This is a genomic window from Amycolatopsis sp. NPDC005003 (assembly GCF_053600695.1).
Window position 1 is genome coordinate 38,628 of record NZ_JBSGAI010000005.1, and the last position, 24,605, is coordinate 63,232.

Annotated in this window: 21 protein-coding genes; 8 read left to right on the forward strand and 13 right to left on the reverse strand. The window is 73.4% G+C overall.

What is annotated here, in order from left to right:
- The first annotated feature begins 4 nt into the window (after positions 1-4).
- On the forward strand, positions 5-1,027 hold the full coding sequence (locus ACWED2_RS07585) for an acyl-CoA dehydrogenase family protein (RefSeq protein ID WP_449689627.1): 1,023 nt from the start codon (positions 5-7) through the stop codon (positions 1,025-1,027).
- Here ACWED2_RS07585 and ACWED2_RS07590 read toward each other — a convergent pair.
- From ACWED2_RS07590 to ACWED2_RS07605, 4 genes are all read right to left on the reverse strand, one after another.
- The gene (locus tag ACWED2_RS07590) at positions 1,024-2,157 is read right to left on the reverse strand and encodes a serine hydrolase domain-containing protein (protein ID WP_449689628.1); all 1,134 of its coding nucleotides are present in this window, start codon (positions 2,155-2,157) and stop codon (positions 1,024-1,026) included. The genes ACWED2_RS07585 and ACWED2_RS07590 overlap by 4 nt on opposite strands.
- A gap of 2 nt (positions 2,158-2,159) precedes the next feature.
- A complete protein-coding gene (locus ACWED2_RS07595; protein WP_449689629.1) occupies positions 2,160-4,841 on the reverse strand; it encodes a bifunctional acetate--CoA ligase family protein/GNAT family N-acetyltransferase in 2,682 nt (893 codons plus the stop codon).
- A gap of 2 nt (positions 4,842-4,843) precedes the next feature.
- A complete protein-coding gene (locus ACWED2_RS07600) occupies positions 4,844-6,013 on the reverse strand; it encodes an acetoin utilization protein AcuC (RefSeq protein WP_449689630.1) in 1,170 nt (389 codons plus the stop codon).
- A gap of 387 nt (positions 6,014-6,400) precedes the next feature.
- Entirely contained in the window at positions 6,401-7,246 is an 846-nt protein-coding gene (locus ACWED2_RS07605; protein WP_449689631.1) for a sulfurtransferase, read from the reverse strand.
- Between the two features lie 114 nt (positions 7,247-7,360).
- On the opposite strand from ACWED2_RS07605, the gene ACWED2_RS07610 reads away from it, so the two are divergent.
- From ACWED2_RS07610 to galE, 3 genes are all read left to right on the forward strand, one after another.
- Complete coding sequence (locus ACWED2_RS07610) at positions 7,361-8,077, forward strand: metal-dependent transcriptional regulator (RefSeq protein ID WP_020644897.1); 717 nt, start codon at positions 7,361-7,363, stop codon at positions 8,075-8,077.
- On the forward strand, positions 8,074-9,258 hold the full coding sequence (galK, locus tag ACWED2_RS07615) for a galactokinase (RefSeq protein WP_449689632.1): 1,185 nt from the start codon (positions 8,074-8,076) through the stop codon (positions 9,256-9,258). Before ACWED2_RS07610 ends, galK begins: the two co-directional genes overlap by 4 nt.
- A 99-nt stretch (positions 9,259-9,357) precedes the next feature.
- On the forward strand, positions 9,358-10,338 hold the full coding sequence (gene galE, locus ACWED2_RS07620; protein WP_449689633.1) for a UDP-glucose 4-epimerase GalE: 981 nt from the start codon (positions 9,358-9,360) through the stop codon (positions 10,336-10,338).
- Positions 10,339-10,979: 641 nt separating this feature from the next.
- Here the strand turns inward: galE and ACWED2_RS07625 are convergent.
- Positions 10,980-12,032 (reverse strand): DUF4192 domain-containing protein, encoded by a 1,053-nt coding sequence (locus tag ACWED2_RS07625; RefSeq protein WP_449689634.1) that lies wholly within the window; start codon positions 12,030-12,032, stop codon positions 10,980-10,982.
- A gap of 193 nt (positions 12,033-12,225) precedes the next feature.
- Positions 12,226-13,080, reverse strand: a complete 855-nt coding sequence (locus tag ACWED2_RS07630) for a M23 family metallopeptidase (RefSeq protein ID WP_449689635.1) — start codon at positions 13,078-13,080, stop codon at positions 12,226-12,228.
- A 95-nt stretch (positions 13,081-13,175) separates the two neighbouring features.
- Between ACWED2_RS07630 and ACWED2_RS07635 the strand changes: the two genes are divergently transcribed.
- Both ACWED2_RS07635 and ACWED2_RS07640 read left to right on the forward strand, forming a co-directional pair.
- The gene (locus ACWED2_RS07635; RefSeq protein ID WP_449689636.1) at positions 13,176-14,288 is read left to right on the forward strand and encodes a sensor histidine kinase; all 1,113 of its coding nucleotides are present in this window, start codon (positions 13,176-13,178) and stop codon (positions 14,286-14,288) included.
- On the forward strand, positions 14,285-14,926 hold the full coding sequence (locus ACWED2_RS07640; protein ID WP_449689862.1) for a response regulator: 642 nt from the start codon (positions 14,285-14,287) through the stop codon (positions 14,924-14,926). The genes ACWED2_RS07635 and ACWED2_RS07640 overlap by 4 nt, the downstream gene beginning before the upstream one ends.
- 4 nt (positions 14,927-14,930) lie before the next feature.
- Here the strand turns inward: ACWED2_RS07640 and ACWED2_RS07645 are convergent, their stop codons facing one another.
- From ACWED2_RS07645 to ACWED2_RS07655, 3 genes are read right to left on the reverse strand one after another with little or no spacing between them, the layout of a single operon-like run.
- Positions 14,931-16,328: an FAD-binding oxidoreductase gene (locus ACWED2_RS07645; protein ID WP_449689637.1), complete on the reverse strand. Its 1,398-nt coding sequence runs from the start codon at positions 16,326-16,328 to the stop codon at positions 14,931-14,933.
- Between the two features lie 55 nt (positions 16,329-16,383).
- Entirely contained in the window at positions 16,384-17,049 is a 666-nt protein-coding gene (locus ACWED2_RS07650; RefSeq protein WP_449689638.1) for a YdcF family protein, read from the reverse strand.
- Entirely contained in the window at positions 17,049-18,845 is a 1,797-nt protein-coding gene (locus tag ACWED2_RS07655; RefSeq protein WP_449689639.1) for a Xaa-Pro dipeptidyl-peptidase, read from the reverse strand. Before ACWED2_RS07655 ends, ACWED2_RS07650 begins: the two co-directional genes overlap by 1 nt.
- 84 nt (positions 18,846-18,929) lie before the next feature.
- On the opposite strand from ACWED2_RS07655, the gene ACWED2_RS07660 reads away from it, so the two are divergent.
- The gene (locus ACWED2_RS07660) at positions 18,930-20,486 is read left to right on the forward strand and encodes a DUF4139 domain-containing protein (RefSeq protein WP_449689640.1); all 1,557 of its coding nucleotides are present in this window, start codon (positions 18,930-18,932) and stop codon (positions 20,484-20,486) included.
- A gap of 42 nt (positions 20,487-20,528) precedes the next feature.
- On the opposite strand, the gene ACWED2_RS07665 is transcribed toward ACWED2_RS07660, so the two are convergent.
- The 3 genes from ACWED2_RS07665 to pdxR form a co-directional block, all read right to left on the reverse strand.
- Complete coding sequence (locus ACWED2_RS07665; protein WP_449689641.1) at positions 20,529-20,960, reverse strand: CBS domain-containing protein; 432 nt, start codon at positions 20,958-20,960, stop codon at positions 20,529-20,531.
- A gap of 102 nt (positions 20,961-21,062) precedes the next feature.
- Positions 21,063-21,509, reverse strand: coding sequence for a hypothetical protein (locus ACWED2_RS07670; protein ID WP_449689642.1), 447 nt, complete (start codon positions 21,507-21,509; stop codon positions 21,063-21,065).
- Positions 21,506-22,918 carry a MocR-like pyridoxine biosynthesis transcription factor PdxR gene (pdxR, locus tag ACWED2_RS07675; RefSeq protein ID WP_449689643.1) on the reverse strand — a complete coding sequence of 471 codons (1,413 nt, stop codon included), beginning with the start codon at positions 22,916-22,918 and terminating at the stop codon, positions 21,506-21,508. Before pdxR ends, ACWED2_RS07670 begins: the two co-directional genes overlap by 4 nt.
- An 83-nt stretch (positions 22,919-23,001) precedes the next feature.
- Here pdxR and ACWED2_RS07680 point away from each other — a divergent pair, with 83 nt between their 5' ends.
- Positions 23,002-23,574, forward strand: coding sequence for a TIGR03086 family metal-binding protein (locus tag ACWED2_RS07680; protein ID WP_449689644.1), 573 nt, complete (start codon positions 23,002-23,004; stop codon positions 23,572-23,574).
- On the opposite strand, the gene ACWED2_RS07685 is transcribed toward ACWED2_RS07680, so the two are convergent.
- Positions 23,567-24,544, reverse strand: coding sequence for a neutral zinc metallopeptidase (locus tag ACWED2_RS07685; protein WP_449689645.1), 978 nt, complete (start codon positions 24,542-24,544; stop codon positions 23,567-23,569). The genes ACWED2_RS07680 and ACWED2_RS07685 overlap by 8 nt on opposite strands.
- Positions 24,545-24,605 lie beyond the last annotated feature (61 nt).

A 24,605-nucleotide genomic window follows, 5' to 3' on the forward strand; every position in this document is an offset into this window, starting at 1 on the left:
GACCATGGACTTCACCCTTTCCGAAGCGTCGGCCGACCTCGCCGCGCTGACCCGGCGGCTGCTGGCCGACAAGGCCAGCCACGAGCCGCACGGCACCGGCGGCTTCGACGCGGTGGCGTGGACGGCGCTCGGCCAGGCCGGCGTGCTGGACGCGGCGCTGCCGTCGTCGCTCGGCGGCGGCGGGTTCGGGCTGCCGGAGCAGTGCGCGGTGCTGACCGAGATCGGCCGCGCGGTGGCGGCGGTCCCCTACCTGCCGTCGATCACGATGGCGGCTTCGGCGCTGGCGGAGTTCGGCACGCCCGAACTGGTGGACCGCTGGGTGCTGCCCGTGCTGCGCGGCGAGCGCGTCCTGGCCGTGGCACTGTCCGGCTTCACGGCCTCGGACGGCCGGGTGTCGGGCGCGCAGACCGCCGTGCCCTTCGGGGCCTTCGCGCACGGATTCCTGGTTGCCGCATCGGACGAGGTCTTCCTGGTCGACGCGGCCGCGCCGGGCGTGACGGTGCAGCCGCAGCGGACGACCGACCACGCCGACGCCTGTCTTCTGGAACTGTCCGACGTGCCGGGAGTGTCGCTGGGCGACATCGGCGAGTGGCTGCGCCTGCGCGGGACGGTCGGGGTGTGCGCGCAACAGCTCGGCGTGGTCGAGCGGGCGCTGGAGCTGACCGCGGCGTACGCGGCCGAGCGCAAGCAGTTCGACCACGTGATCGGCGGGTTCCAGGCGGTTCGTCAGCGCCTCGCGGACGCGTACCTGGACGTCGAAGCGGTCCGCCTGACGACGCTGCAGGCGGCGTGGCAGCTGACCTCGGCCGTCCCGGCCGCGGAAGCGGTGGCGACGGCGAAGTTCTGGGCGGCGGAGGCGGGCCACCGGGTGGCCCACACGGCGGTGCACGTCCACGGCGGCGTCGGCATCGACGTCGACCACGTGGTGCACCGCTACTTCGCGGCGGCGAAACGCCTGGAGTTCCAGCTCGGCGCGGCCACCCACCAGCTGCTGGCCCTGGGCGACCTCCTCGCGGGCCCCCGCTAGCTCGCCGCGTAGGTCCAGAACTCCTTCATCAGCGGCGTCGGCTCGGGGCTGGTCAGCTCGACCTGGGTGAGCAGCACCGAGACCGTGCCCGTCGCCGGGACCAGGTGCAGGGACGTGCCCGCGCCGCCGATCCAGCCGTAGCGGCCGGGGACCTCCCAGGGTTCCTTCGCGTCGACGTCCACCGACCCGCCGAAGCCCCAGCCCTGGCCGTGCAGGAACGGCCGGGCCGCTTCCCGCTGGGCACGTGTCAGGTGGTCGGTCGTCATCCGGTGGACCGACTCCGGCGTCAGCAGGCGGTGGCCGCCCGCCGTGCCCTCGTCGCGCAGGAACCTCGCGAACGCCAGGAGGTCGCCGGCCGTCGAGACCAGCCCACCGGCTCCGGACGGGAACGGCGGCGGCGCACTCCACCGGCCCTCGGGCGAGTCGACCAGCCGCAGCCCGTCCTCGCCGCGGCGGTAGGCGCTGGTGAACCGGCCGAGCGCCGCGGTCGGCACGGTGAACCCGGTGTCGGCCATGCCGAGCGGCTCGAACAGCCGCTCCGCGAGGAACTCCGGCAGCGGGCGGCCGGAGACCCGCGCGATCAGCACGCCCTGGAGGTCCGAACCCGTGTCGTAGAGCCACCCCGCCCCGGGCTGGTGCAGCAGCGACACCTGCGCCAGTGCCGCCAGCCACTCGTCCGGCGACAGCGCCCGCGGCGACGCCGCCGGGTGGCCCAGCACCTGCAGCAGCAGGTCGACCGCGGGCGGGGTCACGCCCTCGGTGAGGCCGTACCCGCAGCGGAAGGTGAGCAGATCGGCCACCGTGACCGGCCGGACGGCCGGCACGACGTCGTCGACCGGGCCGTCCGGCGTCCGGACGACCATCGGCGTGGCCAGCTCCGGCAGCCACCGCGCGATCGGGTCGTCGAGGGCCAGCTGGCCGTCGTCGACGAGCAGGAGGACCGCCGCGGCGGTGATCGGCTTGGAGAGCGACGCGATGCGGAACAGGGAATCCCGCGCCATCGGCACCCTGCCCTCGGCGTCGGCCGAACCGACGGCGGCGGCTTCGACCTGCTCGCCGCGGGCGACCAGGGCCACCGCGCCGGGCAGGTCCGCGGCGTGCTTGGTGAGCAGTTCGGTCAGCACGGCCACGTTCAGTCCTGGGGGTTGATCGCGCGCAGCCGGCGCGGGCCGGTGTCGGGCCGGGACGGCGGTGCCCCGAGCACCAAGCGGGCGTTGGCGACGAAAGCGCCGTCCGGCGAGGCCAGGATCGGGTCCAGCACCAGCGACCGCACCTCCGGGTTGTCCTCGGCCAGCGCGGCCACGCGCAGCACCATGTCCTGCAGCGCGGCGAGGTCGGCCGGCTCGTCGCCGCGGTAGCCGGTGAGCAGCGGCGCCGTCCGGGGCTCGCGCAGCAAGGTCGCGGCGTCGACGTCGGTGAGCGGGACGGCCCGGTAGGCGCGGTCGCCGAGCAGGGTGCTGACCAGCCCCGAGAGCCCGAACGACACGAGCGTGCCGAACGAGGGGTCGTCCTGCAGCCCGATCACGCACGAAAGGCCCTTGGGCGCCATCCGCTGGACGTACACCTCGTCGTCGCCGGAGACCTCGCGCAACGTCTCGTACGCGTTTCGCACCGAGTCTTCCGAGGCCAGGTCGAGCCGGACGCCGGCCAGGTCGGGGCGGCCGCGCAGCCGCTCGTCGACCGCCTTGAGCGTCACCGGGTAGCCCAGCTCCCCCGCCGCCGCCACCGCTTCGTCCACAGTGGACACGATGCGGAACGGCACGACGTCGATGCCGTAGCAGTCCAGCAGCCGCACGACTTCGGCGTCGGAGAGCAACGTCGTCTTGCCGCTGCCGGCTTCGAGGAGCTCGCGCACGATGCCCTGCGCCTGTTCGGTGTGGATCCCCGACGGCCGGATCAGCGTGCCCTGGGGGCGTTGCCGCCACGCGGCGTACCGCACGACCCGGGCGAGGGAGTTCACCGCGCGTTCGGGGCTCGGGTACGACGGGATCGAGCCCCGCGTCGGCACGCCGTCTTTTGTCAGGACCGCGAGTTCGTCCGGGACACCTTCGGCGGCGAGGAACGTCGAGACGATCGGCTTCCGCAGCCCCAGTTCGACGACGGTCTCCCGCAGGGCGCGCGCGTACGCGGTGCCGGGGATGGCGATCGGCGGGGCGAACACGACGACGAGCGCGTCGGTCTCCGGCGAGGTGAGCGCCTCGCGGACGGCCTTGGCGAACTCCTCCGGCCCGGCCTGCGGGCCGACGTCCACCGGGTCCGACGCCAGCCGCAGGCCCTGCATCCGTGCGGTGTCCGCGGCCAGCAGCCCGATCGCGCTGGAGTTGCCGACGATGCCGACCCGCGGCCCGGCGGGCAGCGGCTGGTGGGCGAACACGAGCGCGGTGTCGAACAGCTGCGCCAGCGACTCCACGCGCACGACGCCGGCCTGCTCGAACAGCGTCTGGACGCTGGCCTCGTCGATCTCCGTCGACGTCGCCGCCAGCTGCGGCCGGACCGCGTGCCGCCCGGACTTCACCGCGACGATCGGTTTCGTCCGCGCGAGCCGCCGCGCCAGCCGCGCGAACTTGCGCGGGTTGCCGAAGGACTCGAGGTACAGCAGCACCAGATCGGTGTCCGGGTCGGTTTCCCAGTACTGGAGCAGGTCGTTGCCGGAGACGTCGGCGCGGTTGCCCGCCGAGACGAACGTCGACAGGCCGAGGCCGCGCGCTTCGGCGTCGGCCAGGATCGCGGTGCCCAGCGCACCGGACTGGCAGAAGAAGCCGGTGCGCCCGCGGCCGGGCAGCCGCGGGGCGAGGGTGGCGTTCAGCCGGATCCCGGGCGCGGTGTTGAGGACGCCGAGCGCGTTCGGGCCGACCACGCGCATGCCGTGCGCCCGCGCCTCGCCGACCAGCCGCAGTTCGGCGTGCAGGCCGTGCGGTCCGGCCTCGGCGAACCCGCTGGACAGGATCAGCAGCGTCTTGACGCCCTTGGCCAGGCAAGCGTCCAAAACGGACTCGACGGACTCGGCGGGCACCGCGACGACGGCCAGGTCGACCGGGTCCGGGATGTCCAGCACCGACGGGTACGCGCGGACGCCGCGCACCGAGCGGTGCTCCGCGTTGACCGGGTAGACGGTGCCGGTGAACGCGGCGACCAGGAGGTTCGCGAAAGCGACGTGGCCGACCTTGCCCGGCTCGGTGGACGCGCCGATCACCGCGACCGAGGCCGGGTGCAGCAGGTTGTGCACGCTGCGGGCCTCGGCGGCCTGCTCGCGGGAGCGCGCGACGGCGAGGGACTCCTCGGTCGCGTCGATGTCGAACTCCAGGTGCAGCACGCCTTCCTCGAATTCGCGGCTGACCTGGTAGCCGGCGTCGCGGAAGACCCGCACCATGGCCGAGTTCTCGGCGAGCACCTCGGCGACGAACCGGCGCAGCCCGCATTCGGACGCGGCCGCGGCGAGGTGTTCGAGGAGGATCGAGCCGAGCCCGCGGCCCTGGTGGGCGTCGCTGACCACGAAGGCGACCTCCGCCGACGGCCCGTGGTCGAGCCGTTCGTACCGGCCGACGGCCACGATGTCGTCGCCCAGGAACGCGGCGAACGCGACCCGGTCGTGGTGGTCGACCGTGGAGAAGCGCTTCAGGTCCTTCTCGGGGATGCGGGGGTAGGCGCCGAAGTAGCGGAAGTAGCGGGTGCGCTCGGAGAGCTTCGCGTGGAAGGCGACGAGGCCGTCGGCGTCGGTGGGCACGATCGGGCGCAGGTGGACGGTGCCGCCGTCGGACAGCACGACGTCGGCCTCCCAGTCGCGGGGGTAGTCGAAGGGATCCCGGCCGGCCATGGTCAGTCCCTGGGGTCGTCCGGGTCGAGGCCGTGCAGCGGGAAGACGGCGCGGCGGGTGTCCCGGACGGCGATGTCGACCGGATCGTCCTCGCCGTCGCCCCACGGCTTGAACCCGGTTTCGCGGTCGTCGGACATGGTGCGCGGGAGCTCGGCGTGCGGCGCGGCCTTGGTGACGGTTTCGACCCAGCCGGGCGGCAGCGGCGTCGCGGGGTCGACGTCCCGGTCGAGGACGGTGGCCATCAGGTGCGTCCACGATCGCGGGACGACCCGGATCAGCTGGTAGCCCCCGCCGCCGACGGCGATCCACTTGCCGCCGGCGTAGGTCTCGGCAAGGTCCCGGAGGGTGGCGTAGATGGTGCGGTGGCCGTCGACGGAGAGGGAGAGATCGGCCAGCGGGTCTTCTTCGTGGGAATCGACCCCGCACTGGGTGAACAGCAGCTGCGGTTCGAAGTCGGCGAGCAGGGAGGGGACGACGGCGTGGAACGCGCGCAGCCACCCGGGGTCTTTGGTCCGCGGCGGCAGCGGGACGTTGACGGAGGTGCCGTCGGCCTTCCCGCGGCCGGTCTCGGCGGAGTAGCCGGTGCCGGGCCAGAGCGTGAAGGGGTGCTGGTGCATCGAGATGGTGAGGACGCGGGGGTCGTCGTAGAAGGCGGCCTGGACGCCGTCGCCGTGGTGGACGTCGGTGTCGATGTAGGCGATGCGCTCGAAGCCGTGGTCGAGCAGCCAGGAGATGGCGACGGCGCAGTCGTTGTAGACGCAGAAGCCGGCAGCCTGGTCGCGCATGGCGTGGTGCAGGCCGCCGGCGATGTTGACGGCCCGGTTCGCCGCGCCCTCGGCGACCTGCCGGGCGGCGAGCAGCGTGGACCCGACGACGAGCGCGGAGGCATCGTGCATGTCGGAGAAGACGGGGTTGTCGGAGGTCCCGAGCCCATGCCCGACATCCCACCCGACCAGCGGCGCCTCCCGCACGGCGGCGAGGTATTCGGGGGCGTGGATCCGGAGGAGTTCTTCGTCCCCGGCCCCGGTGGGGACGAGCAGGGGGACGTCCTGCAGGACGCCGAGCTCGGTGGCCAGCCGAACGGTGAGCTCCAGGCGGACGGGATTGAAGGGATGATCCCCGCCCAGGTCATAACCGAGAAGGGCACGATCCCAAACAACGGCCGGCGACATGCGGTCGACTCTAGTGCCGATCGCGGAGATACGTGGAGTGGAACGATCCGGCACGGCTTGAGCGGGCCGGGGTGGGTGCGGGGTCGGTGTGGCCGGGCACGGCGCGGCCGGCGCAGGCTGGCTGGGCTCGGCTGGGTCGGCCCGGCTCGGGTCGGTCGGCCCGGTGCGGCCCGGCATGGCGCGGGTCGGTGCGGCCCGGCTCGCTTCGACCCGACTTGGCGCGGCCCGGCCCAGGTCGGCTCGGGTCGGGTCGGCTCGGTCGGCGCGGCTCGGCTCGGCTCGGGTCGGCGCGGCTCCGGTCGGGTCGGCGCGGCTCCGGTCGGGTCGGCGCGGCTCGGCCCGCCGCCCCTCCAAGCCGGGCGCCCCTCCGGCCGGGCGCGGCTGGGGTCAGCCGGGGTGGTTGCCCGTCGCTGCCGGGCGTTGGGGGTCTCGGGACCAGTGCGACCACGAGCCCGCGTACAGGCCCGCGCCCGGGTGGCCCGCCAGCTCCAGGGCCAGGACCACCGAGCTGGCCGTCACCCCCGAGCCGCAGTACGCGGCCACCGGCTCGCCCGGGCGCAGGCCCAGGTCCGCGAACCGCTCCGCCAGCTCGGCCGGAGGCCGCCAGCGGCCGTCCTCTCCGATGTGGGCCGCGAACGGGGCGTTCACCGCTCCCGGGATGTGGCCTGCCCGGGGGTCCACCGGTTCCGTCTCGCCCGCGTAGCGCGGGGTTGCGCGGGCGTCGAGGAGCAAGCCGTCGCGGGCCAGGGCCGCCGCTTCGTCCGCGTCCAGGACCGGCATGCCTCCCGGGTGGACCGTGATGTCGCCCGGCTCCGGCCGCACCTCGTCCGTGCTCACCGGGCGCCCCTCGGCCGTCCACGCCGCGTAACCGCCGTCGAGGACCGCCACCTCGTCGTGGCCCGCCCAGCGCAGGAGCCACCACGCCCGGGCCGCCACCGAGCCGTCCGCGTCGTCGTAGGCCACCACCGGGACGCCCGCCCGCACCCCCGCCGCGCGCAGGTCGCGCTGCAGGTCGGCCGGGTCGGGCAGGGGGTGCCGGCCGCCCTCGCCCGGCTCGCCGGCGAACACGCTGTCGAGGTCGGTGAACACCGCGCCGGGCAGGTGCCCCTCGCGGTAGGACTCGGCGCCGGGCGGGCCGGCGAGCCGCCAGCGGACGTCGAGGACCACGGGACGGTCCCCGGCCGGGCCGGCCAGTGCGGCGGCGAGGTCGGTGGTGCTGATCAGCGGGCGCATGCCTCCCATCTTCCAGCGGCCGGCCACCCGGCCGCGCCGGGGTGCGGACATATCCCCCCACCGGCGAGTTGTTACCCCCGAGGCCCGCCGCCGCTGCCCGGGTCAACGACTACGATGAGCAACGCGGACGAAGGGGACAGCGTGAACGATCTCATCGACACCACCGAGATGTACTTGCGTACGATTTACGAGCTCGAAGAAGAAGGTGTCGTTCCGCTGCGCGCCCGCATCGCCGAGCGCCTGCAGCAGAGCGGCCCGACCGTGAGCCAGACCGTCGCCCGGATGGAGCGTGACGGGCTGGTCGTGGTCGCCGACGACCGGCACCTCCAGCTGACCGACCACGGCCGGGAGCTGGCCATCGCGGTGATGCGCAAGCACCGCCTCGCCGAACGCCTCCTCGTCGACGTGATCGGGCTCGAGTGGGAGCACGTGCACAACGAGGCGTGCCGGTGGGAGCACGTGATGAGCGAGGCCGTCGAGCGCAAGCTGGTCAAGCTGCTCGACCACCCGACCACCTCCCCGTACGGCAACCCGATCCCCGGCCTGGACAAGCTGGGCGACGGCGACCCCGCGCCGCCCGCGGAGGCCGACCTGGTCCGGCTCGACGAGTTCGCCCGCACCGGCGGCGGCCGCGTCGAGATCCGGCGCATCGCCGAGCACGTCCAGCTGGACGAGTCGCTGATGACCGAGCTCAAGTCCGTCGGCATCGTGCCCGGCGGCACCGTCACCGTCGGCAAGGCCAACGGCGGCACCATCGAGGTCACCGGCGGGGACACCACCGCCCAGGTCGCCAGCTCCGCGCTGCACGCCGTCCTGGCGCAGGCTCGATGAGCCCCGCTTCGGACGCCGTGGCGGCGTTCCGCACGGTCCACGGCACGACGCCGGCCGGCGTCTGGTCGGCGCCCGGCCGCGTCAACCTGATCGGCGAGCACACCGACTACAACGACGGCTTCGTGCTGCCGTTCGCCCTGCCCCACCGGCTGGCCGCGGCCGCTTCACCCCGCGAGGACGGCGTGCTGTCCGTGGCCACCCTGGGTGACGACGGCCAGCTCCAGCGCTCCGGCGAGCTCAAGATCGCCGAGCTGGCGCCGGGCAGTGTCGACGGGTGGGCCGCGTACCCGGCCGGAGTCGCCTGGGTGCTGCGCGACCAGGGCTTCGCGAACGGGGCCGACCTGGTGATCGCCGGGGACGTGCCGTCCGGGGCGGGCCTCTCCTCCTCCCACGCGCTCGAGTGCGCGGTGTCGCTGGCGCTGCTCGGGCTGGCCGGCCTGGAGCTGGACGGCAGCCGTACCGACGTCCCGACGCGGCCCCAGGTCGCGCGGTGGGTGCAGCGGTCGGAGAACGACTTCGTCGGCGCCCCCACCGGCCTGCTCGACCAGACGGCGTCCCTCTGCTGCACCGAGTCCCACGTGCTGTTCCTCGACGTGCGGTCGGGCGAGCAGGAGCAGGTGCCGTTCGGCCTCGCCGAAGCCGGGCTGCAGGTGCTGATCATGGACACCCGCACGAAGCACTCGCACGCCGAAGGCGGCTACGGCGAGCGCCGCCGCGGCACCGAACGCGCCGCGGAACTGCTCGGGGTGAAGGCGCTGCGCGACATCACCCCCGAAGGTCTCGCCGACGCCCTCGACCGGCTGCCGGCGGACCTCGTGCCGCTGGTGCGGCACGTCGTCACCGAGAACCAGCGGGTGCTCGAGACGGTCGAGCTGCTGCGGGCCGGGCGGCTGGCCGAGATCGGGCCGTACCTGGACGCCTCGCACGTCAGCATGCGCGACGACTACCGGATCTCCACGGCCGAGCTGGACCTCGCGGTCGACTCGGCGCGGGCGGCCGGCGCGCTCGGCTCGCGGATGACCGGCGGCGGCTTCGGCGGCTCGGCGATCGCGCTGGTCCGCGACGCCGACCTGGAGCGGGTCAAGGACGCCGTCGAGGCGGCGTACGAGAAGGCCGGCTACCGGCGGCCGCGGATGTTCACCGCGGTGCCCTCCCGCGGCGCCGGCCGCGACGAGCTCTGACGCCGCGCGGGTCCGCCCGGGGCAACCCCCGCGCGGACCCGCGCGTCGCCTAGGGGGAAGACTGTGCAGCACAGTCACCCTCGGCAGGAAGGCCTGGATGTGTCGGAGCAGAGCAACGCCCTGAAGCTGGTCGTGACGGGCGGAGCCGGGTACGTCGGAAGTGTGTGCGCCGCGCGGCTGGTCGAAGCCGGGCATCAGGTCACCGTCGTCGACGACCTGTCCACCGGGCACGCCGACGCCGTGCACCCGGACGCGCGGTTCATCGAAGGCGACGCCGCCGAAGTGGCGGGCAGCCTGCTGCGCGAGGGCTTCGACGGCGTGCTGCACTTCGCGGCCAAGTCGCTGGTCGGCGAGTCGATGACGGAGCCGGCGAAGTACTGGGAAGGCAACGTCGTCACCTCCCTGCGGCTGCTCGAGGCCATGCAGGAGCACGGCACGCCCCGGCTGGTGTTCTCTTCGACGGCGGCGACCTACGGCGAGCCGGAGCAGTCGCCGATCCCGGAGACGGCGCCGACGCGCCCGACCAACACCTACGGCGCCACGAAGCTCGCCATCGACGCCGCGATCACCAGCTTCGCCGGCGCGCACGGCCTGGCGGCGGTGAGCCTGCGCTACTTCAACGTCGCGGGTGCGTACGGCGCCTTCGGTGAGCGCCACACCACGGAAACCCATCTCATCCCTCTCGTTCTGCAGGTCGCCACGGGCGACCGCGAGCGCATCCAGATCTACGGCGACGACTACCCGACGCCGGACCACACGGCGGTGCGCGACTACATCCACGTCGTGGACCTCGCGGACGCGCACCTGCTGGCGCTGCAGCACGCCACTGCGGGCGAGCACCGGATCTACAACCTGGGCAATGGCACGGGATTCTCCGTTCTCGAGGTGATCGAGGCCTGTCGTGAGGTGACCGGCCACCCGGTGCCGGCCGCGGTGGCTCCGCGCCGGGCGGGCGACCCTTCGGTCCTCGTGGCGGCGAGTGACCGGGCGCGCGAGGAGCTGGGGTGGAAGCCGGAGCGGACCGAGCTCGCCGGGATCGTCCGGGACGCCTGGGAATTCACCCAGTCGCGGCGGGGCTGACCGCCGCTGTGCTCGCTGACGGCGGGCTCGGGCGCTACGCCCGGCCCGCTGGTCAGCGGATGGAGGGCGGCCGCCGACCGCGGGTTGGCGCTCCGCACCTCGGCCCGCCCGGGCCACCGCCCAGCCGAAAGCCGCGGCCGGTACCTGGTGGGCGGCGGTGGCTCCGCGACGGGCGGGCACCCTTCAGTACTCGTGGTCGCCGGCGGGCTGCTCCCTTCGCTACTCCTGGCCGCGGTTAGGCGGGCGGACCCGCTTCGGTACTCGTGACCGCGGGTGGGCGACCCCCTTCGCGACTCGTAGCCGCGGTTAGGCGGCCGGGCTCGCTTTGGTACTCGTGGCCGCCAGCGGGCTGCTCTCTTCGCTACTCCTGGCCGCGGGTAAGCGGGCGGACCCGCTTCGGTACTCGGGGCCGCCAGCGGGCCACTCCCTTCGCTACTCGTGGCCGCGGGTGAGCGGGCGGACCCCTTCAGTGCTCGTGGTCGCCGGCAATCGGGCGCGTGAAGAGCTGATGCCTCGACGTCCCCGGCTCGCGTGCTGCGACCCTGGCGGGCCGCCGCCGGCACGGGTTTCCTCGCCCCGGCGCTCACAGGGGCGACCGCCGGTGTCCATAGTGGACGTCGGGCACACGAAGCCGCAATTTCTCAGGCCGCCTCGTCTGCGGCGAAATCCGCCGGCTCCAAGCCGAAGCCGACGAGGGGGCCTGCTGCCGCTGTTGCCAGGCCGCGGATCACCTCCGGGGGTGTTCCGGTGTCCAGGACCTTCCTCAGCAGTGACGCCAGCACGTGGCCCGGTGCGGCCTCCAGGGCGTTGTCCAGTGCCATTCCCGCGAAGGCTCCGTCGCCGCGGAGGTAGGCCGTGAAGCCCAGGAGGGCCGCCGGTTCCGCTCGGTGCGGGGGTGGGATCTCCCGGACCAGCGCCAGCCAGAGGTGCTCGGCTTCGCGGGCCTGCGCCGTCGCCGGTGGGACCGCCATGGCCAGGCACAGGTCGCGGATTTCCGGCAGCTTCAACGCGCTTGCCAGCAGGACCGCTTCCTCGTCCGTCGGTGGCCCCTCGCCTCGGCGGTGGCGCTCGAACGCCGCGCGGACCACCGAGGCCGCGTCGTTGATGCGGGTTGCCTCCGGCCACAGCGACGATGTCAAGCCGGACAAGTGGTCCGCGCGGCGGGCGAGGGCTTCCGGGGATCTCGGGGCCAGCAGTGCTTCCAGCTCTTCGCGGCTGTCGAACGCCACCGTTCCGATCTCCGTCGCGGCCGCCGCCGCGACCGTGGCACGGGGGTCCGGCAAGGTGCCTGCGCAGTCTTCCATCCGGTAGCACGCCCAGGGGGCACCCGCCTCGATCGTGGGCGTCCACAGGGCGTGCAGCACCGGGAGGCCGCACTCCTCCAGCTCCCGCGCCAGGTCGGCGACGAAACCCGCGTGGGGCGGCGGCTTTTCCGGTCTTCGCCGCCCGCCGACGATCACCAGGGTGACGCCGACGTGGCCGCTCGCGGCGAACCGGTGGGACATCGCCCGCGCTTGGCGGGTGCGGTGTTCGCGGCGCGGGAGGTCGCCGCGCAGTACCAGGCCTGGGCAGTCGCCCGGGTACCGGTGGCCGAGCAGGACCACGGACTTCGCGGGCCGGAAGCCGATCAGGTACGGGAGCGCGGCCAGCAGCTGCGCCGGGTCGCGGAGGTCGGGCGTGGTGGTTGTGGTCATGCCTCCACAGTGGGGCAGGACGGGGCCGGATGGGGCGCCGGGCCGAAATCTGTGGATGGCGGGGGCCGATGTGGACGGAATCCGCCCGGCGGTGGCCGGGCGGGGCGTTCCTGTCGGTGGGGCGGGCTATGCTGCCCGGCCCCACCGGCCGAACGCTGATCACCTTGAGGAGATCTCCGCGGATGTCACAGGGTCAGTCGCAGTGCTCGAACCCGCTCTCGTAGCTGTTGGCGCCCACCGAGCCGCCCCACTTCACGCAGGTCGAGTCGGCGGTCTTCTTGACCGGCCCGGCGTAGTAGGTGAAGCTGCCGGAATCGGTCACCCGCGCCGAACCCTGGACCTCCAGGAACGCCGAGACGTCGCTGGCCGTGCCGAGCGAGGTGGCCTTCAGCGTGGTCACGCAGTTCGCCTTGGTGGAAGCGTTGTACAGCAGGTAGGCCGTGCCCGAGGAGTTGGCCAGCGCCTGCTGGTCCACGACGTCGAAGCCGTCGCCGCACACCTCGTCGGCCGAGTACGGGTTGCCGCCGCAGCCGTTCTTGCTCGTGAAGTTCGTCTTGGCGTAGTACGGCACCGCGACACCGTTCAGCTTCGCCTTCTGCACCGCGCCGTTGAGGATCTCCTCGAAGTGCAGGTGCGGACCGGTGACGCCGCCGGTCGCCCCGGCCTTGCCGATCTCCTTGCCACCGGTCACGGACGCGCCGACGGACACTTCCTGGGCCGACAGGTGCGCGTACCGGGTCTTCCAGCCGCCACCGTGGTCGACCTCGATCCACTTGCCGTAGCTGGTGGCACCCTTGTCCTCCACCCGGGTGACGGTGCCGGACGCCGCGGCGAGCACCGGCATGCCGGTGATGCCGTCCTTCTGGAAGTCCACCGAGTTCTCGGGGCTGTGTCCGCTGAACGTCGCGGCGGTCACGGTGACGCCGCACTTGAACGGCACCTGGAAGTTGGGCGCGGCCGACGCCGTCGTCTGGCCGGCGAGGGAAAGGCCGAGCGCGGGCAGCGCCGCGGCGGCGGCGATGAGGGCGAGCCGTCGCAACCGGGACATGGGGGAACCTCCTGTACAAACGGGACAAGTTGACCCCACGAAGGGAAGTCCCCGCCGGTACATTTTCCGTACAAGCACCCGCGGAGGACTGCCGGATGACGACCCGACCAGCCAGGTTCCCCCGGGCTCAGGGCTGGTTGCGCTGGGCGCTCGTCGCCGTGCCGATGGCCGCCGCCATGCCCCGCGCGGACCTGCGAGCCTCGTTCCTGATCGGGTTCACCCTCGTGCTGTCGGTCCCGTTGCTGTGGATCCACGAGGCACGCGTCCGCCCGCTGACGACGGCCGTGCCCCTCACCGTGCTCGCGACCACCGGCGCGCTCTGGGTGCTCCTGCCGAGCAGCTGGCTGTCGGTCGCGATGTTCAGCACCACGTTCTTCGTGGTGCTGCGGCAATCCACGGTGCCGATCGTGCTGGCCGTCGGGCTCGACGTCGCGGCGATCACGGCCGGGGCGACCCGCTACCACGTGTGGGAAGGCGCGCTGTCGACGTACGCGGTGCTCGCCGTGGTCGTGCTGATGGGCCTGAACCGGCGGGCCCGCCTCGCCCGCATCGAGCAGACCGAACTGGCGCTGGCCCGCGCGCAGACCGCCAACGAAGAACACGCCCGCGCGGCCGCCCTCGCCGAACGCGCGCGCATCGCCCGCGAGCTGCACGACGTCCTCGCGCATTCCCTGGCCGGGCTGGCGCTGAACCTGCAGGGGGCCCGGCTGATGCTGGTGCGCGACGGGGCGAGCCCGGACGCCGTCGCCCAGATCGAACGGGCGCAGACGCTGGCGGCGGACGGCCTCGCCGAGGCCCGGAAGGCCGTGGCCGCGCTGCGCGAAGACGCCGTCGGCGTCGAACGCGCGATCGCGGACCTGCTCGCCGCGTACCGGCTCGACAGCGGCGCCCGCGCGGACCTCGAGGTCGGCGGCGAACCGCGTGAGCTCGACCCGGCGGTCGGCACCGCGCTGGTCCGCGCGGTGCAGGAGGCCCTGGCCAACACCCGCAAGCACGCGCCGAACGCCGAAGTGGACGTCACCCTGGACTACCGCGACGGGTCGGTGGCACTGACCGTGGCCGACCTGCATGGCAGGCGCCCACCCGACGCGGCGGCGGCAGGCTACGGTTTGCGCGGGATGGGCGAACGGGTCGCGCTGCTCGACGGGCGCCTGGAGAGCGGGCCGGGGGAGGACGGATGGCGGATTCACCTGACGGTGCCGGCGTGACGTTGCGCGTCGTGCTGGCCGACGACCAGGCCGTGGTCCGGGAGGGCCTGGTCACCCTGCTCGGGCTGCTGCCCGGCGTCGAGGTGGTCGGCGCCGCCGCCGACGGCCTGACCGCGCTCGAGCTCGTTGCCGCGCACCGCCCCGACGTCGTGCTGGTGGACCTGCGGATGCCGCGCTGCGACGGCGTGGAGACCACCGAACGCATCCGCGCCGAGCACCCGGGCACCGAGGTCGTCGTGCTCACCACGTACGCCGACGACGAGTCGCTGCTGGCCGCGCTGCGCGCCGGCGCCCGCGGGTTCCTCACCAAGGACGCCGACGCCGAGTCCATCGCGCGGGCACTGCGCTCGGCCGCCGCCGGGCAGTCCACAGTGGACGGCGAGCTGCAGCGGCGGCTCGTCGAAGCCGCCGCCCGCAGCACCCCGCCGCGCGGCAAGGCGGTCGACGGCCTGACCGCCCGCGAGGTCGAGGTGCTGCGGCTGATCGCGGCGGGCCTGTCGAACACCGAGATCGCCCGCACCCTGGTGGTCAGCGAGGCGACCGTGAAGACCCACGTGAACCACCTGTTCGCCAAGGCCGGCCTGCGCGACCGCGCGCAGGCCGTCGCCTTCGCCTACCGGGCGGGCATCGCCGGCTGACCCGTCACGGCGCGGGTGGGATGTTCGCGTTGTGGTGGAACACGTTCCGCGGGTCGTACGCCGCCTTGATCCGGGCCAGCCGCGCGTACTTCTCCGGGCCGTAAGACGTCCGGACGCGGTCCGCTTCGTACTCGGCCATGAAGTTGACGTAGCCCGCCGAGTTGGACGAGACCGGCACCAGCGCTTCCCAGAACTCGCGCACCCACGCGCGGTCCACCGCGTACGGCTCCGGTTCGGCCGCGAGCGAGTCGATGTTGATCAGGATGCTCTCGCGCCGCGGGCCGCCGAACGCCGTCGCCTCGTCGGCAACCTCCGTGAAGGCGCCGCGCATCGCGAAGATCGGCATGATCGACAACGGCGACGTCTTGCGCGGCAGGAAGTCCGCGATCACCTCGATGACCTCGTCGGTGAAGCCGTCGGCGTAGGCAGCCTTCTCGTAGGCCAGGATGCCCCACGGCGCGGCGTCGTCGATCATCCGCTGCAGCTCGACGTACGGGATCGGCGAGACGAACTCGAACAGCGGCGCCGGCCCGGATCGCGCCGCCTCGACCGCCTCGGCGTGCTGCTCCTCCCCGTCGAAGCCGGCGATCAGCACGGCGTAACCCGGCCGGAAGTGGAACGCCTCCGGGACGAACGGCGCGGGTGGCGCGTTGAGCCCGGCCACGAGCACGCCCAGTTCGCCCGGCAACGTCCGGAGCAGCTCCCGGGCGTGCCGCAGCACGGCCGCGCCGTCGTCGAGACCGTGGAAGAACAGGCCGAAGTGGACGATCGGGCCGACCGGGTGCAGCCGGAACTCGAACTCGGTGACGACGCCGAAGTTGCCGCCGCCCCCGCGCAGCGCCCAGAACAGGTCGGGGTGCTCCTCCGCGGAGACGCGCAGGATCTCGCCGTCGGCGGTGACGAGCTCGGCGGAGAGCAGGTTGTCGCAGGACAGGCCGTGCTTGCCGGTCAGCCAGCCGAAGCCGCCGCCGAGGGTCAGCCCGCCGACACCGGTGTGGCTGATCGTGCCGCCCGGCACGGCGAGCGCGTACTCCTGGGTGGCCGCGTCGAGCTGGGCCCACGTCGTTCCGCCGCCGCAGCGCGCGGTCCGGGCGTCCGGGTCGACGCTGATCGCGTCGAGCGAGCTCAGGTCGAGGCAGAGACCGCCGTCGACGACCGCGGCGCCGCCGTAGTTGTGCCCGCCGCCGCGCACCGAGACGTCGAGGCCGGCTTCACGCGCGTACGCGAGCGCCGCCGCAACATCCTCGGGCCCGGCGGGCCGCACCACCACCGCGGGCCGGCGGTCGATCTCGCCGTTCCAGACCGACCGGGCGACGTCGTAGCCGGGGTCGCCGTCGGTCAGTGCGGCTCCGGACAGCCGGGTGCGCAGGCTCTCCACGGCAGGGTGGGCGGTCGAGGTCATGGCGGCTCCTCTCGTGGGTGCCGGTAAGTCGCCTGACCTGCGGAAATCGTTACATTCAGTCACCCTCGCCACGGAAAGCGACGAGCCGCTGCGTGAACCCGGCCGCGACCAGCCGTCCGTACGCCCGCTCGACCTCGGCGGGGACGCGCTGCGGGATGGCGAAGCCCCGCTCGGCGTACTCGGTGATCCGCTGGGTCTCGCCGACGAGCATGCCGATCACGCGCTCGGCCTCCTCGCAGCCGTCGACGTAGTCCTCCAGCGGGACGCCCTTCGCCGCGCAGACGACGTCGGCCTCGGGCCACAGCCGCTTGGCTGTCGCGTACGCCCGGCGCTGCTGGTAGGGCCGCGAAACGAGCGTCACGGTCCGGACCGCGATCCCCCGCCCGGCGAGCAGCCGCCGGGTGAACACGATGTTCTCCCCCGTGTTGCGGGCCGCCGGCTCGACCAGGATCACCTCGTCCGGCACGCCGAGGTCCAGGGCGATCTCGCGGTAGTGGACCGCTTCGCCGCGGGGGAAGCGGTCCACCGTCGTCGGGGCGTTGGCCCCGGTGAAGACGAGCAGCGGGAAGCACCCGGCGTGGAACAGCTCCGCCGCGTGCGCGGCCACGCCGGGATCGCGGCTGCCGAGCCCGATCCCGACGTCCGAGCGCCGGGGCTCGTGCCGCAGGTGGTGGTAGTCCCACAACGTGCGGACGTCGGCCCGGAGGTGCTCCGGCAGCATCAGCCGAACGCGGCCCGCAGCGCCGGCTTGCCGCCCGTGACCGGCAACGTGACCGACGTCTTCGTGAGGTCGAGCGCGAGCCCCGCGCCCGGCTTCGGCCGCAGCGTGTAGTCGTGGTCGCTGGAGGCGACCAGGACCTCCAGCCGGTGCCCGGCCGCGAGGACGTAGTCCTTCGGCATCAGGTCGACGCCGATCCGGTAGGTCTGTCCCGGCGTGATCGGCTCGGTGCGGGCCGGTGACGTGCGGTTCTGCGGGTCGGTCCAGCCTCGGGTGATGACGTGGGACGTGCCGTCGGGCGCGCGGTCGAGCAGGATCGTCGTGACGTTCGCGGCCGGCCGGTCGAACGCCAGCGCCAGGTCGGCGTGAGCCGTGCCGGAAAGGCGTACGGCCTGCTTCGCCGCCGGAGTCGCGTACAGCAGGCGGTTGCCGGAGGAGGCGAGGCCGGCCAGCTGCTCGATCGTCTTCGACGAGTCGTCGGCGAGGGTCTCGGCGGCCGCGGTGCCCGGCACCGGGTTGCGGGTATCGATCGTGCCCTTCGAGCGGCCGCCCGGCCACGGGTACACGCGGACGTCGGCGGTGCCCGGCGCCGGCCAGTCGGCCTCGTCGGTCCACGACTTGTCCTCGCGCTGGATCGTCGCCTTCGGCTCGTTCTGGATGCCGTTGTCGATGCCGTAGAGGTAGTGCGACATCCACTTGTTCAGCGTCGCGAGCCAGACGTCGCGGCGCAGCGAGTACGGGTCGGCGTGCCCGGACTGGTGCAGCCAGATCTTGTGCTCGACGCCGCGGGCCTTCAGCGCCTCGTACCAGGTGGCGACCTGCTCGGTCTTGACGTTCCAGTCGTTGAGGCCGTGCACCGCGAGCACCGACGCGCGCACCTTGCCGACGTCGTTGCGGTAGTTCCGGACGTCCCAGAACGGCGTGTAGTCGCCGGTGACCCGGTCCTGGTCCCGGGTCAAGCCGTCGATCACCGGACGGCAGACCTGCCGGTCGGCGCGGGTGTAGACGTACTCGGCGAGCACGTCGGCGTCCTCGCCCTGGAACCCGCCGGCCGCGACGACCGCGCCGTCGTGGCGGTAGTACTCGTACCAGCTGGAGATGGCCGCGATCGGCACGATCGTCTCGAGGCCTTCGACGCCGGTGCTCGCGACGGCGTTGGGCAGCGTCCCGTTGTAGGAGACGCCCATCATGCCGGTCTTGCCGGTCGTCCAGTCCGCCGTCGCGGCGGCGCCGTTCGCGTCCTTCGCCGACGTCCGGCCGTTGAGCCAGTCGACGACCGAGCGGGCGCCGATCGTCTCGTTGACGTCGCCGGTGGTCGGGCAGCCGGTCGACAGCCCGCTGCCGAGCGACTCGCCGTAGACCACGGCGAACCCGCGCGCGGTGAAGTAGTCCTGGTAGCGCCAGGTGATCGGGGCGGCCGGGCCGACGCCGTGCGCGGCGACGCGCGGGCCTTCCGGGCCGCGGGCGTACCCCGGCGCGGACAGCTCGACGTCGACGTCGTGGTTCGCGACGTCGTTGCCGCCGGCGTAGTACGGGCTGGCCTGGTAGACCACCGGCACCTTCAGCCCCTGCTGGGTCGCGCGGGGGCGCACCACCTGGGCGTGCACGAGGTCGTCCTGGCCGTCGTGGTCGCTGTCGACGGGCGCGGTGACCCAGACGTCTTCGCGGACGACGTCGGCGGGATCGAACACCGGCTGGGCCTGGCCGCCGGTGAACACCGGGGCCGGTGGCGCGGCTTCGGCGAGGCCCCCGGTCAGCGGCAGTGCGAGGACAGCGGCGAGCAGGACTGCGGCTTTCACTCAAACCCCCAAGCCGGGCGAAGCGGACGACTGAAGACACTTCCGGTCCGCCCGCGGGGGTGTCAAGAGACTAACGTCGGAGGCATGCCGACCGTGGAAGCGCCGATCGCCGCCGTGACCGTCTACCCGCAGCAGGCGCGGATCACCCGCCGGGGCAAGGCTCCGCTCGACGGCGGACCGCGCCTGACGTTCGCCGGGCTGCCCCCGGCGCTCGACCCGGGCTCGGTGCGCGTCACCGGCACCGGGCCCGCGCTGATCACCGGCGTCGACGTGCGCACCGAGTGGCACGCCGACCCGGCCGACCCGGCGGTGCAGGCCCTCGTCGAGCAACGGCGCGCCGACCAGGCCACGCTCGACGGGGTCCTGGACGACGAGGCGGCCGAAACGATGAAGGTGGATCTGCTGACTTCGCTCGCGAAGCGCAGCGGCGGCAGCTTCGCGAAGGCCCTGGCGGCCGGCACCGCCGAACCTTCGCGCGTCGCCGAAGTCACCGACGCGCTGAGTTCGCGGCTGGCGTCGGCGTTGAAGGCGCGCCGGGTGCTGAGCGAGCGGATCGCCCGGCTGCGCGAGGACCTCGCCGCGCTCGACCGGCGGATCGAAGCGCAGAACTCGCGGCCCGGCCGGGACAGCACCTCGGTGCTCGTCGAGCTGGAGATCTCCGACCCCGCCGCGGAAGCCGAGCTGGAACTGTCCTATGTGGTCCCCGGCGCGAGCTGGGAACCGGGCTACGACATCCGGGTGCGCGGCACCGACGTCACCGTGGTGTCGTACGGGCTGGTCAGCCAGCAGACGGGCGAGGACTGGCCGGAGTGCGAGCTGGCGCTGTCGACGGCCCGGCCGGCGGTGTCGGTGGTGGTGCCGGAACTGCAGCCGTGGTACCTCGACCGCGTGCACCCGGCGCAGGACACGTACATGGCCTCGGCGGCGTACGGCGGCGCGGGTGGCGGAATGCCGGAACGCGCACGGCAGTTCGCCCCGGCGGCTCCGGCAATGGCCCCGAAGCTGGCTTCGGTCGAGCAGGGCGCGACGGCGGTCACCTACCGGCCTTCGCGACCGGTGGCGGTGCCTTCGGGGGCTTCCGGCCACCGGACCACGCTGGCGCAGCTTTCGCTGACGGCTTCACTCGGCTATGTCACCGCGCCGGTACTGGCGGAGGAGGCGTACTTGCGCGCCACGGTGGTGAATGCGTCGGAACAGGCCCTGCGGCCGGGACGTGCTTCGGTGTTCCACGACGCGGAGTTCGTCGGGACGACGGTGCTCGATCCGTGGGCGCCCGGCGAAGAGCTGGAACTGGCGCTGGGGGTCGACGACCGCATCCGGGTGGAGCGGGAACTGGTGCGGCGGACGGCTTCGAAGGCGACGCTGTCCGGCCAGAAGCGGCGCGAGGCGGAGTACCGGATTTCGGTCGGCAACCACGGGCCGCGGGAAGCCGTGGTGACGGTGCTGGACCAGGCGCCGGTTTCGCGGGACGACACGATCACGGTGAAGGACGTGAAGACCTCACCGGACCCGGTGGAGACGTCGGCGCTGGGCGAGTTCACGTGGAAGCTGACGCTGGCTCCCGGGGAGACCAGGGACGTGACGCTGTCCTACCGGGTCGATGTCGCGAAGGGTGTGGAGTTGTCGGGCTGGCGGGAATAGCGCGGTGGCACCGGCTCGCCCGGAGGCGAGCCGGTGTGCGCGCTAACCCTGGGAAATGTAGGCCTGCAGCTGTTCCTGGCTCTGCTCCAGCTGTTCCATCCGGTTCTTCACGACGTCCCCGATGGACACGATCCCGGCCAGCCGTCCGTCCGCGAGCACCGGGACGTGCCGGATGCGGCGTTCGGTCATCAGCACCGACAGCTGGTCCACCGAATCGTCCGGGGTGCAGCTCGCCACCAGTTTCGTCATGATCTCCGACACCGGCCCGTCCAGGAGGCCCGGGCCGTGTTCGTTCAGGCGCCGCACGACGTCGCGTTCCGAGACGATGCCCGCGATCGACCCGTCCGGGGCGACGACCACCATCGCGCCGACGTTGTGTTCGGCCAGTCCGGCCAGCAGTGTGGTCACCGTGGTCTCGGGGGTGACCGTCGCGACCGCCGACCCCTTCGTGCGCAGCAGATCCGCAATCCGCATGGCGATCCTTCCCGTCGGTGAGCTGGATCACCACAGGTTAGGGCCCCTTGGCGCCCCGCGAAAGTCCGGCAAACGGGGCGTCTTCGTGGTATTGGTACCGATTCAGCCGAGGCGTTCGGCCAGGCCGTCGAGGGCCAGCCGGATCCCGGCCGCGTAGTCGTCGTCGCCGAGGGCGTCCAGGCGGGCGCGGGCCAGCGCCAGCTGCTCGCGCGCCGCGGGCAGGTCGCCGAGCTTGCGGTAGTCCTCGCCCAGGTTCAGGTGCAGGGACGGGTAGAAGCCGCGGACGGCCAGGGACGAGTGGTACTCCTGGGCCCGCGAGTCGGTCAGCGAATCCGCCGCGGCCAGCGCGCGCAGGTCCCACTCGAGTTCCTCGGCCGGGTCGTCGCAGACGTCGGCCATGTGGTGGGCCAGCGCGACGCGGTGCAGCGGGTCGCCGTCTTCGCCGATCGACGCCCACAGCTGCGCGAAGGTCGCGTACGCGCCGGCGCGGTCGCCGCCGATGTGCTGCCGCAGACCGGCGTCGATCGCCACCATCACGTCGTCGGTCATGCCGCTCCTTCGTCCGCCAGCGCCCGCAGCCGGGCCAGTCCGGGTTCGATCCGCCCGGCCGCGACCGCACCGTAACCGAACACGAGCCCGTGCCGCCGCTCCCCCACCCCGAAGTCCCCCAAGGAGTACAGCCGTACGCCCCGGCGGCGGGCGGCGCGGACCAGCGGGCCGCAGTCCGCCGGCGTGACCGCGCTCAGGTGCAGGCCCGCGGTCGACGGCAGCGGCGTCAGGAAGTCCGCGAAGTCCCGGGCGAGCACCGCGGAGACGAGCTCGTGCCGCGCGCGATAGATCTTCCGCATCCGCCGGACGTGCCGGGCGAAGCCGCCTTCGGCCATGAACGCCGCCAGCGCCGCCTGCTCGACGTTCGGCGCGTGCCAGTCCGTGAGGTAGCGGGCCTTGACCAACGCGGGCACCAACGACGGCGGCGCGATGAGGTACCCCAGCCGCAGCGCCGGCGAAAGCACCTTCGAAAACGAGCCGACGTACCCGACCCGGCCGCGGGAATCCAGGCTGTGCAACGGTTCCAGGGGCCGCCCGGTGTAGCGGAACTCGGTGTCGTAGTCGTCCTCGACGAGCACGGCGTCGTTGCGCTCGGCCCAGTCGAGCAGCTCCAGCCGCCGGTCCAGCGACATCGACAGGCCGAGCGGGTACTGGTGCGACGGCGTCACGTACACCAGCCGCGTGCCCGCCGGGATGGCGTCGACGACGATCCCGGACGCGTCCACCGGCACCGGCGCGACCCGCACCCCGCGCGCGCCGAGCACCAGCCGCGGCGGCGGGTAGCCGGGGTCCTCGACGGCGGCGACGTCACCGGCCCGCAGCAGCACCCGCGCGAGGAGGTCGGTCGTCTGCTGGGCGCCGGCGGTGACGACGACCTGCGCCGCGCTCGCGCGGACGTCCCGCGAGACGCCCACGTGGCGGGCGATTTCGGCGCGCAACGCGGGGTGCCCCTGCGGGTCGCCGTAGGTCATCAGGTCGGCCTGGCCGGCGCGCAGCCGCTGGGTGATCAGCCGCCGCCAGGTGTCGAACGGGAACAGCGTGAGGTCGGGGACGCCCGGCCGGAAGTCGAACTCCGGTGCCGGGGCGAAGGGCGCGGGCGGCGGCGGGACGGCGTCCCACTCCGGCAGCGGCCGCACGCCGGAGCCGTCCGGCACCGGCTTGGCGGAGACCGGCGAAGCCGTGACGAACGTGCCCGCGCCGACGCGCCCGGCGAGGAACCCCTCGGCGGTGAGCCGGTCGTAGGCCGCGCTGACCGTCGTCCGGGAGACCGCCAGCCGCTGCGCGAGCTCGCGGCTCGGCGGCAGGGCCTCGCCGGGGCGGATCCGGCCGGCCAGGATCGCCGCGCGCAGCTGCCGGTAGATCGCGTCGCGGTGGCCACGCGTCCCGGTCAGGTCGATGTGGATCTCCACCGGCACCAGTCTAGATTGGCCCACGAAGGTTCCGTCGGTTTTGGCACTGTTCGTGGTCCGCTTCCGCGCCTAGCGTGGCCGGCATGGACCTCCGCGAACTCGACCGCCGCACCCTGCTCCTGCTCGACGAGCTCGTCGACGGCGTGACGCCGGCCGACCTCGCCCGCCCCACCCCGTGCGCCGGCTGGACGCTCGCCGATCTGCTCCGGCACCAGGTCAGCGAGAACCACGCCTTCGCGACGGCGGCCCGGCAAGGCTCGGCGTCCGACTGGGACGCCGGTGTCCTCGGCGACGACGCCTGCGCCGCGTACCGGGCGTCCGTCGAAGACTTCCTCGACGCCTTCGCCGGCGACGCCGTGCTGGAGCGGCAGCTCACCATCAACCACTTCGGCACGTTCCCCGGCTCGATCGCCGCGCACATGCACCTGGTCGACACGGTCGCGCACGGCTGGGACCTGGCCCGCACGCTCGACCTGCCCTACGAGCCGGCCGCCGAAGCCGTGTACATCGCCACGAAGCTGGCCGAGCGGATCCCGGACGAAGGCCGCGAGAAGAACGGCTCGTTCGCCCGCAGCGTCGAAGTGCCCGCGGACGCGAGCGGGCTCGACCGGTTCCTCGCTTTCCTCGGCCGCGACCCCGCCTGGACGCTCAGCTGACCTCGCCGGCCGGGACGCTCCACGTGTCGCACGCCTTCGTGGCCTTGCCGTCGTAGCCCGCTTTCGCCCAGGACAGCTGGTGCTCGCGCGAGCCGTGGGTGTCGCTGTTGTTGGCCCGGCCGTAGTCGGCGACCGCGGCGTTCGCCAGCGACCGGCTGATCGAGCCCGATCCGGCGACGGCGGTCAGGAACAGCGCGCCGAAGCAGTTCGCCTGCAGTTCGATCCGGCGCACGACCTCCTTGTCGGCCGCGCTGTCCTCGTCCGGCGAGGTCATCTTGTCCGACGCCGCGGAGAGGATGCCGCTCGCGCGCTGCACGTGGTGGCCGTACTCGTGGGCGATGGTCGCGATGTGCCGGGCCTTGTTGAGCCCGGCGTCCGCCAGCATCCAGTCGGTCGGGGCGTAGATCGTCGTGTCGCCGCCGCAGTAGTAGGCGACGGCTTCGTTCTCCGTCGGCGCCGCGCCGCACGAGCTGTGCTCCGGCAGCGTCACCGACACGGTGGCGGTGAGCGTCGGCTCGTTCGCCTTCTCCAGCGCCGGGCGCCACGACTGCTCCAGGCAGGTGACGAGCGCCTGGTAGTAGGCCTTGAGCTGGTCGGCCGACCGGCCGAGTTCGGGCAGGGTGCAGGTGGCGGGCCCGGGGCTGACGCCGTCGCCGAGCAGGGGGTTGCGCGCCAGCTCCGGCACGGCCTTCGGGGGCTTCCCGGTGCCGCCGTACGCCCGGCCGGGATCGGTGCCCTGCGCGGCGAGCGCACGGCCGTCCACCCGGCGCGGGATGGTGGCCGCGATCAAGGAGATGGAGACGACCACGATGAGGACGCCGGTGACCGCTCCCCAAAACCGGGTGCGCGGCGGCGCGATCGGGACCGGCGGCGCGGCGGCCCAGTTGGGCGCCCACGGGTTCGGCTCCGGCGCCCACGCGGGTTCCGGTGGCCGGGCCGACCCCGGCCACGACGGTTCGGCGTCGCTCACGTTCTCCCCCTGCTGTGTGGCTCCAGCATACGGACGACCAGGGAGGCAGGGATCACGAAAC

Coding starts and splice junctions, on each gene's coding strand:
- ACWED2_RS07585 (WP_449689627.1), top strand. CDS start 5: ATGGACTTCACCCTTTCCGAAGCGTCGGCCGACCTCGCCGCGCTGACC.
- ACWED2_RS07595 (WP_449689629.1), bottom strand. CDS start 4,841: ATGGCCGGCCGGGATCCCTTCGACTACCCCCGCGACTGGGAGGCCGAC.
- ACWED2_RS07600 (WP_449689630.1), bottom strand. CDS start 6,013: ATGTCGCCGGCCGTTGTTTGGGATCGTGCCCTTCTCGGTTATGACCTG.
- ACWED2_RS07605 (WP_449689631.1), bottom strand. CDS start 7,246: ATGCGCCCGCTGATCAGCACCACCGACCTCGCCGCCGCACTGGCCGGC.
- ACWED2_RS07610 (WP_020644897.1), top strand. CDS start 7,361: ATGAGCAACGCGGACGAAGGGGACAGCGTGAACGATCTCATCGACACC.
- galK (WP_449689632.1), top strand. CDS start 8,074: ATGAGCCCCGCTTCGGACGCCGTGGCGGCGTTCCGCACGGTCCACGGC.
- ACWED2_RS07625 (WP_449689634.1), bottom strand. CDS start 12,032: ATGACCACAACCACCACGCCCGACCTCCGCGACCCGGCGCAGCTGCTG.
- ACWED2_RS07630 (WP_449689635.1), bottom strand. CDS start 13,080: ATGTCCCGGTTGCGACGGCTCGCCCTCATCGCCGCCGCCGCGGCGCTG.
- ACWED2_RS07635 (WP_449689636.1), top strand. CDS start 13,176: ATGACGACCCGACCAGCCAGGTTCCCCCGGGCTCAGGGCTGGTTGCGC.
- ACWED2_RS07645 (WP_449689637.1), bottom strand. CDS start 16,328: ATGACCTCGACCGCCCACCCTGCCGTGGAGAGCCTGCGCACCCGGCTG.
- ACWED2_RS07650 (WP_449689638.1), bottom strand. CDS start 17,049: ATGCTGCCGGAGCACCTCCGGGCCGACGTCCGCACGTTGTGGGACTAC.
- ACWED2_RS07660 (WP_449689640.1), top strand. CDS start 18,930: ATGCCGACCGTGGAAGCGCCGATCGCCGCCGTGACCGTCTACCCGCAG.
- ACWED2_RS07665 (WP_449689641.1), bottom strand. CDS start 20,960: ATGCGGATTGCGGATCTGCTGCGCACGAAGGGGTCGGCGGTCGCGACG.
- ACWED2_RS07670 (WP_449689642.1), bottom strand. CDS start 21,509: ATGACCGACGACGTGATGGTGGCGATCGACGCCGGTCTGCGGCAGCAC.
- ACWED2_RS07680 (WP_449689644.1), top strand. CDS start 23,002: ATGGACCTCCGCGAACTCGACCGCCGCACCCTGCTCCTGCTCGACGAG.